Origin of the sequence: Thioalkalivibrio denitrificans (assembly GCF_002000365.1) — a bacterium.
Classification (GTDB): domain Bacteria; phylum Pseudomonadota; class Gammaproteobacteria; order Ectothiorhodospirales; family Ectothiorhodospiraceae; genus Thioalkalivibrio_A; species Thioalkalivibrio_A denitrificans.
The window spans coordinates 13,483-18,264 of sequence record NZ_MVBK01000003.1 but is presented as its reverse complement, the minus strand read 5'-3'; the positions used below and the strand labels follow the sequence as shown (position 1 = coordinate 18,264).

The window sequence follows — 4,782 nt, the reverse complement described above, 5'->3', positions numbered from 1 at the left end:
GGCGCCCAGCGAGGATCAGGCGGAGATCGCCCGGCTGCGTGAACGGATCACCGAGCTGGAATCCACCCTCATGGATGTCAGACAGCAATTGCAGGGCTGGCAGGAAGAGGCGCAGCGTGCCGAGGCATCGTCGTTGTCGGCTTCTGCCGAGTGGGAGGAGACACTGGACGCCATGCGCCAGCAACTGCGCGAATCCCAGGACGCGCGCAGCCGCCTTCAGAAGGAGCACGACCGCCTGCGCACGGAACTGATCATCCGTCAGCAGAGTGTTGACGAGAAGAAGGTCTCCGACCGGATACGGGAGCTGGAGAACCAGCTGGCCGCGGAGAGGTCCGACATGAGCCGCCTGCGGGCCGAGGTCGGTGAGCTCAATGCCGAACTCAAGAATGCGCGCGCGGTTTCCGCCGAGGCCTCCGGGCGCGCAACGGATCTTGAGGCACGCCTTCAGAACGTGCTTGCCGACAAGGGGCGTGCCCGGGAAGAGATGGAATCCCTTCGCCGTGAGTTGCAATCGGCACGCGCCGATTACCAGGCGCTGGAGCAGGCGCTGGGTCTGGAGCGTGGCAAGGTGGCCGAGCTGCAGTCCCGGGCGGGCTCGCTCCAGGATGAAAACGCCGAGTGGACCGTCCGGCTGGCCGACACCGAGCGCGAACTCTCGGAGTGGCAGGCCCGGGCTCAATCGGCCGAGAAGGCCCTTGAGCGGGCGCACGAGGAAAGTGGCGAGGGTATCGGCGGGATCGACGAGGACGCGCTCACCCGTGAGCTCGAACATCTGCGCACGCAGTCGGACGCCGATCGCGAACGCGCAGCCGCGGCCGAACAGGAACTGACCACTGAGCGGGAACGCCTGCGCGACGTGGAATCCGAACTGGCCGGTCTGCGCGTGGTACTCACCTCGCAGCAGGAGAGAGCCGAGGCTGCCGAGCGCGAATTGGCATCCCTGCGGGAGAGTCACGAGGCCCTGGAACAGCAGGCCCCCGATGCGGAGACCCTTGAGGCCCTGCGGGCCCGGGCGGAGGCGGCCGAACTCAACCAGTTGCAGATCGAGGATGAACTGGTGGACCTGGCCTCCAAGCTGGAACGCAGTGAAGAGGGGCGCCTGAGCGCCGAGAACGAACTGCGTTCACTGATGCAGGAACTGGCCGACGCCCGGCGCCAGTTGCGCGAGCGGGCCCAGTCGGCGCCCGTGGTGGCGGCTGAACCCGTTGTGGCGCCCGAAAAGGAGGCCATGCCCGAACCGGCGCACGAGGATTCAGAGACGAACGAGGCACCCGAAAGGGACGAAGCACCCGAAAGGGACGAAGCACCCGAAACGCCCGAGGACATCAAGGAATCCCCGTTGCCGGAGCTTCGTGCCGAGGCGGACGAGCCGGAGGAACCGGCGGTGGAAGTGGGCACACCCGCAGATCTGACGAACAGCGGCCGTGAGCCCCTGATCCGTCAATGGGAGCAGGAACGCCGTCGCCAGCGCAGGGTGCAGATGATCATCCTGGTGTCGGTGGCGGCAGCGGCCGGGATCGGCCTGTATTTTCTGCTGACCTGACAGGGAAGGTACCCGGCTCCGAAGCCGGACACCTTCCCGTCGGGTGTCAACATCAACCGCCGAAGGTCTCCGCCAGGAAACGCTCAAGTTCCTCCCAGGAGGCCTGATCGGCTTCGGCATGGTAGCCCACCGGCATGCCGAACTGCCTTGCCTTCTCGTCGGCCTGAGGGTTGGTGAAGCTGTGGGTGGCGCCGTCATAGCCCACGAAGTGGTAATCGACGCCCGCTGCTTCCATTTCCTGCTTGAAGTTCTCCACCTGCTCCGCGGGCACCATGGGGTCCTCGTTGCCGTGCAGCACTAGCACGCGGGCGTTGACCTGGCCCTCCTGTGCCGGGTTCTGGGTGGCCAGGGCGCCATGGAAACTGGCGACGGCGGCCAGATCCTCGCCGGCACGGGCCATCTCCAGCACCACTGAGCCGCCGAAGCAGTAGCCGATGGCGGCAGTCTGACCCGCATCGGTGCGTTCGTGGGCCTCCAGGAACTTGCGGGCCGCGTCGAAACGCTTCGTCATCAATTGCATATTACTCCGGACCAGCGTGGCGAACGCACGGGCGTCGTCGGGGTGGTCGGCGAGGCGGCCTTCCCCGTACATGTCCACGGCCAGCGCGGTATAACCCAGGGCTGCAAGGCGGCGGGCCTGTGCCCGCGCATGCTCGTTGTGGCCCCACCATTCGTGGATCACCAGCACGCCGGGACGCGGTCCGTCCACCGCGGCATCATAGGCGAGGTATCCCCTCATTTCGAATCCGTTGTCGGTATACGTGACTTCCTCGCTTACCACGTTTGCACCAGCGTGTGCTGTGCCCAGGGACAGGGCCATGATCATAAGTGCAAGCAGACGAAACATGGGCTTCTCCTCAATATTGTTTATTGGTTGTGTTCAGTCGGGTTGACCCGGGCGTCGGGACACGACACTAGAGAATAGACGACACCGCCCGTCACGGACGCCATGCATGTGGGTCAGGCCGGGGATCCCGGCTCAGTACAGGAGACAGTGTTTCAGTGGGAATGTTTCTGGCTCAGGCGGGCTTGCAGCTCCCGAATGGCCATGTTGCCCACCCGGGAGCGTTCGTCGCGGATGGCATCCACGAGCGCCAGCAGTGCGTGCAGCTCGGGATCGGCCAGCGCGGCCTCGGGCACCGAGCGATACAGGGGGGAATACGCATAACCCTTCGCCGGCCCGGACGGGTGTGGCCAGACCGGGATGGGCTCGTCGCCCGGTATGCCGGGGGCATCGGCCAGGGGCGCAGTCCCGTGGGCCGTGGGCACGCCCTGGGTCATGGCCCCGCGGTCCGGAGGGAAGGCGTACTTGAGGCCGTGCACCAGAAACTCCGCCAACGCCATCAGGTTGGGCTGGGGGCTGCCGCCTTCCGGGCCGGGCCCGGCCAGCCGCGCACGCATGGCGCGCCGGACACCCGCGTTGATCTCCGACGCGCTCATGAACAGGGCGGCCGAGAGCTGCTGGTACGTCCAGGGCCGACGGCCCATGGTGATCAGCTTGAGACAGATGAAGACGTCCTGGGGCTTGAGAATCATGGAAATATGATATTCGCGAAAAGCAAACAGAGAAAGAGGCCCGTGATTCCCTGCTCCGGCTCTGGTACGGTTGGACGAAGATCAATATTCAATATTCAATATTCAATATTCAAAGGGATCAGCGGGCCCATGGAACCTTCGAAGCCCCTGAATTTCCCTTGAATCTTGAATATTGAACCTTGAATCTCTGTGCCTTCACCTAGGAGGTCCGATGTCGCTGCCGCTGGACGAACTGCTCGAGCAGACATCGGGGCTGGTGTCACTGCCCGCCATTGCCATCCGGCTCAACGAATTGGTGGAGGATCCCGACGCCGGCGCCGCCGACATCGCCGCCCTGGTCAGTCAGGACCCCAGTCTGACCCTGCGCCTCCTCAAGCTGGCCAACAGCCCCCTGTACGGCTTCAGCCGTACCGTGGACACCATCACCCGCGCGGTGACCGTCATTGGCGCGGGACGCATTCGTGACCTGGTCATCGCCACCACCGTGCCCCGGGCCTTCGATGCCGTGGACAGCCCCTTGTTGTCGCTGGAGGAGTTCTGGCGCCACAGCATCTATTGCGGTCTTGCGGCACGCCTTCTGGCCGAGGAGGTGCTGCCGGCGCGCAGTGAGACGGTGTTCGTGGCCGGGCTGCTGCACGACGTGGGCAGACTCCTGATCTTCAATCGGGAGCCGGACGAGGCCCACGAGGCCTTTCTGCTGGCCCTGCAGAAGGCATCGGAATTGGGTCCCCAGGCCGCCGAACGGCAGGTGCTGGGCTACGACCACGCCGAGGTGGGCGGCGAACTGGCGTTGCGCTGGAAGTTGCCCGCCAGCCTGCAGGAATGCATCCGCTATCATCACGATCCGCGGGGTGCCCGCGAGTTTCCCGTGGAGGCGGCCCTGGTGCACATCGCCAACAGCGTGGCGCATATGGCGGAACTGGACACCCGGGATCAGCGTGACGTGCCGCCCGTGGAGCCCGAGGCCTACGAACTGACCGGCCTGCGTCCCGAACACCTGGGCCCGGTGGTGGAGCGGGCGCAATTGCAGGTGGTGGAAGTGGAAAGCGCCCTGCTGGGCGGGTGATACGATTGATGCAGACCCTCTTACGGCTTATTTTGTGATCTGCGTCACGCTTTCTCTGTATCTCCCGGTTCCTAATTTGCTAAGTACAGGGTTAAGTACCCGCCCACATTCCCCGGGTGCGGGAGGTTCGTATGCCTTACGCGGTTGTCATTAACCTGGATCATGAACACGACTCCTACGAGAATTGCCGGCGTCTGTGGAGCACGATCCAGTCCCGCATGATCAAGGCCGGCTTCAGGCTGGACGGTCGACGTTTCGTCATCAACCTGCCTGATCAGGAAGCCGCCGAACTGGCCCGGGCCGTGATCGAGGGCATCGAGCAGGACCGGGATTTCTCCCACAAGCGCATCTACAACCACCTGCGGGACTTCTACGGCTACGACGTGGCCTGCACCCAGAACCTCATGGTGCCGCCGGCGAGCAGCATCCAGGTGAGGGAGATGCGGCGCGCGCAGTGAACGCGCGCAGCGAGGCTGCGCGCGAAGGATGAAGGTGGAAGGATGAAGGTTGAATGAAACCACCCGCTTTGAAAGGTTGAAGGCTGAAGGTTGAAGGTTGAATGAAACCACCCCTCCCTGGCCCTCCCCGTGAGGGGAGGGGAACCAGGGGTTACACTCTGCCTTCATCCTTCATCCTT

Annotated in this window: 5 protein-coding genes; 3 read left to right on the top strand and 2 right to left on the bottom strand. The window is 64.4% G+C overall.

Translation table 11 applies throughout. The annotated features are described in order from the left end of the window. The coding region (locus tag B1C78_RS17540) for a hypothetical protein (protein ID WP_077277264.1) at positions 1-1,543 on the top strand (1,543 nt) is incomplete at its 5' end. A gap of 52 nt (positions 1,544-1,595) precedes the next feature. Here the strand turns inward: B1C78_RS17540 and B1C78_RS00875 are convergent. Together B1C78_RS00875 and B1C78_RS00870 are read right to left on the bottom strand one after the other, a co-directional pair. Further along, complete coding sequence (locus B1C78_RS00875) at positions 1,596-2,390, bottom strand: dienelactone hydrolase family protein (RefSeq protein ID WP_077277263.1); 795 nt, start codon at positions 2,388-2,390, stop codon at positions 1,596-1,598. A gap of 152 nt (positions 2,391-2,542) precedes the next feature. Then, entirely contained in the window at positions 2,543-3,079 is a 537-nt protein-coding gene (locus tag B1C78_RS00870) for a hypothetical protein (RefSeq protein WP_077277262.1), read from the bottom strand. 211 nt (positions 3,080-3,290) lie between these two features. On the opposite strand from B1C78_RS00870, the gene B1C78_RS00865 reads away from it, so the two are divergent. Both B1C78_RS00865 and B1C78_RS00860 read left to right on the top strand, forming a co-directional pair. Continuing rightward, the gene (locus tag B1C78_RS00865) at positions 3,291-4,145 is read left to right on the top strand and encodes an HDOD domain-containing protein (RefSeq protein WP_077277261.1); all 855 of its coding nucleotides are present in this window, start codon (positions 3,291-3,293) and stop codon (positions 4,143-4,145) included. A 131-nt stretch (positions 4,146-4,276) separates the two neighbouring features. Continuing rightward, the gene (locus B1C78_RS00860; RefSeq protein ID WP_077277260.1) at positions 4,277-4,603 is read left to right on the top strand and encodes a hypothetical protein; all 327 of its coding nucleotides are present in this window, start codon (positions 4,277-4,279) and stop codon (positions 4,601-4,603) included. Positions 4,604-4,782 lie beyond the last annotated feature (179 nt).

Excerpts from the sequence above, each read along its gene's own strand:
- B1C78_RS00875 (WP_077277263.1), bottom strand. The coding sequence starts at position 2,390 with ATGTTTCGTCTGCTTGCACTTATGATCATGGCCCTGTCCCTGGGCACA.
- B1C78_RS00870 (WP_077277262.1), bottom strand. The coding sequence starts at position 3,079 with ATGATTCTCAAGCCCCAGGACGTCTTCATCTGTCTCAAGCTGATCACC.
- B1C78_RS00865 (WP_077277261.1), top strand. The coding sequence starts at position 3,291 with ATGTCGCTGCCGCTGGACGAACTGCTCGAGCAGACATCGGGGCTGGTG.
- B1C78_RS00860 (WP_077277260.1), top strand. The coding sequence starts at position 4,277 with ATGCCTTACGCGGTTGTCATTAACCTGGATCATGAACACGACTCCTAC.